The 2,560-nt window shown below is 30.7% G+C and carries 4 protein-coding genes; all 4 read left to right on the top strand.

What is annotated here, in order from left to right; genetic code table 11:
* The first annotated feature begins 270 nt into the window (after positions 1-270).
* The 4 genes from ABEW73_RS31760 to ABEW73_RS31745 all read left to right on the top strand — a co-directional run bounded on the left by ABEW73_RS31760 (position 271) and on the right by ABEW73_RS31745 (position 2,408).
* The gene (locus ABEW73_RS31760) at positions 271-639 is read left to right on the top strand and encodes a hypothetical protein (protein WP_430173876.1); all 369 of its coding nucleotides are present in this window, start codon (positions 271-273) and stop codon (positions 637-639) included.
* Between the two features lie 19 nt (positions 640-658).
* On the top strand, positions 659-1,456 hold the full coding sequence (locus ABEW73_RS31755; protein ID WP_430173878.1) for a hypothetical protein: 798 nt from the start codon (positions 659-661) through the stop codon (positions 1,454-1,456).
* Between the two features lie 111 nt (positions 1,457-1,567).
* Entirely contained in the window at positions 1,568-2,008 is a 441-nt protein-coding gene (locus ABEW73_RS31750; protein ID WP_430173880.1) for a hypothetical protein, read from the top strand.
* Between the two features lie 22 nt (positions 2,009-2,030).
* A complete protein-coding gene (locus tag ABEW73_RS31745; protein WP_430173881.1) occupies positions 2,031-2,408 on the top strand; it encodes a hypothetical protein in 378 nt (125 codons plus the stop codon).
* Positions 2,409-2,560 lie beyond the last annotated feature (152 nt).

The following is a 2,560-nucleotide window of genomic DNA, read 5'->3' as shown; positions in this document are numbered from 1 at the left end:
TGGAGCAGTATGCTCTTTTTTAAGTTGATGCATTATGAAATTGATTCAGGCATATGTATTTTTAAAGATTTAGGTAAACAGACCTATAAATTCATAAGAAAATTCTTTCATATGTAGAAAATTCTTGCATACGTAATTGAGATATATTAACATACGGTAAGTAGATAAGGTGATTTATGGTAGTATTTCATAAAAATATAATATTTGAATGAATCATTGGCCAATGTTCAGATATAATTACATGTTTTGATTAGGAGGTAAATGAATTAATTGAGAGTAACGCAAACCAAATTTGTTTTCCTAGTGCTAATATTCACTTTATTAATTAGTGGATGTGATAAAGCATCTCAAACGGAATCAAAAAACTTGTACGCATTTATTGACGCAAATGTAAATAATAATGAATTATCCTTTAACCTGAGTTTTGAGGATAAAGCTAATCTTTTGAAGAAGGGTAAGATAGTATCGTTCATAACAAGTGCTGACGATCCCAAAGAATTACCCGTTAAGATAGTTAAAAAAGGTAAAAATAAATATGTTGGCAAAGTTATGTTATCTAAGGGCAAATGGATCATTCATGTATTAGTTAATGGGGATAATTTGGAAAATTGGGATTTTTCTCAAAAAATCACTATTTAAATTATGGAGGAGTTTTTATATGAATATCAAAAAAATGTTAGGTGTTTTTGTTCTTTGTAGCAGTATGTTACCAGGTGTTGGGTATGCTGCTTCAAATTCTGTTACAAGTATATCTGGTAAAATTCAAACCAATGTTGTTGCTCATATTGAAAGTGTAACTGATAGCGAATTAGAGAGCATGAATAAGATAGCTGCTGTTGACAATTTGTTCAAAGTCATACCGGATGATCAAGGTGGTATAACTGTTATTAGAGAATATCCTGCACAACAAGGAATGGTATTTGTTAATGATGAGGAAGTTCTAGTTGACGAAAATGGCGGATATTCAGTAAATGTTGAGTCAGGAGAGACAACTATCGAGGTTAGATCAATAGATGGCGAAGTGTTAAAGAGTAGAAAACTTAGTACTAAGCAAGTAAATTCAGTAAGTTTAAATATTATTGATAATCAAGATTTTGGTGATTTAATTGAATCCATGGATGAAGCAAATGGAATAACTGAAAATTCTGGGATGAGTACATACGCAATGTACCCAGGACAAACATATAATGGACAACCAGTTTATACAGGAGATCACGTACATTGTAACCGTTTAAATGGTGTTTTCTCTGATCATAAATACTGGGTTTACAAATCTAGCCCTGTTGCAGCATTACAAAACTTCTACATGAGTGATTGTGATTATGCACTCATATCTTGGGGGTGTGATACTTGGGGAGGAGATACTACATGTGATGGTTTAGGTGTAAACACTACTTCACCGTATAATTGCTCATTGCACAAAAGTTGGCCAGTTACTGTATGGTGGAGAAATTAGATTTTTGTAATTTTTTATAAGTTGCAATAGATTTATAGGGGGATTTAAATTAAGTATATTAACTATGCTTAAAGATAATCCCCCTGCATTTCCATCTATAAGGAGATAAGTATGCGTAGATTAATGATTACTTTATTTGCATGTTGGTTATTGCTTAGTGCTGGATGCTCTATTAAAGAAGAACATGTTATTAAACAAAATAACGGGAATGAGAGTTCAAACAACTCATCGAATGTTAATACGGCATTATCAAGATTACTCGAAAAAGAGTACGATTTATTAAATCAAGTTAGAAACTCACTTGAAAAAGGTAATTATGAAGAAGCAAGAGCTCCTATGAAAGAAATGATTGGCATTTTTCATTCTGGATTTCATAAAACCTTGGCAAAACATAAAGACGAAAAATATGTATCTAAGATTCTTAATGATATAGGTGATTTAAATAAATCGATACAGGAAAAAAATGAAAAAGAGCATGTTACTCTTCTAGAAGAAGTTTATAAGGATTTTGGTGATATAGCTAAAATATTGAGTTTAACAGATAAAGAATAACTAATATTAGTTGGGGTGAGAAATGAAAAAGAAAACTAAATTAATTCTAGGAATTTTTATAATTATATTAATAACGATATTTTGTTTGAATATTGATGTATTAGGATATAGAGGTTCCATTGCATTAGAGAGTCAGCTTAACGAGATAATTTCTCAGAAAGATATAAATAAAATGAAAGAAATTTCTAAAGATAATTATAGCTTTTCTTTTTTGTCGGGACTTCCTAAAGAAGAAAAAGTAGATTCAACTTCCGATATGCAAGGGGGAACTGATGAGTTATATTTTTATATGGCAACAGTTAATGGTCATGATTTAGAGGTTACTATGAAAAGAAAAACACGAGTATTGATTGGACCAAAATATGAAATTGAAAAAGTCCAAGTGCTTCAAAATAAATAATATAACAGAATATTTAAATATATGTATTGGAATCAATTTCATAAATCTAACTCCTTGCAATGAAAAGGTTTTTTAGGCATAGAAAAAGGAGTACCTCCCCAAATCTCGAATAGGTTAAGCGACTAAACCAGCCAAAAGAGACGAGGTGAACT

Origin of the sequence: Paenibacillus lautus, assembly GCF_050482385.1 — a bacterium.
In the GTDB taxonomy this organism is placed as follows: domain Bacteria; phylum Bacillota; class Bacilli; order Paenibacillales; family Paenibacillaceae; genus Paenibacillus_AQ; species Paenibacillus_AQ lautus_B.
This window is presented reverse-complemented; position numbering and strand designations above follow the sequence as displayed.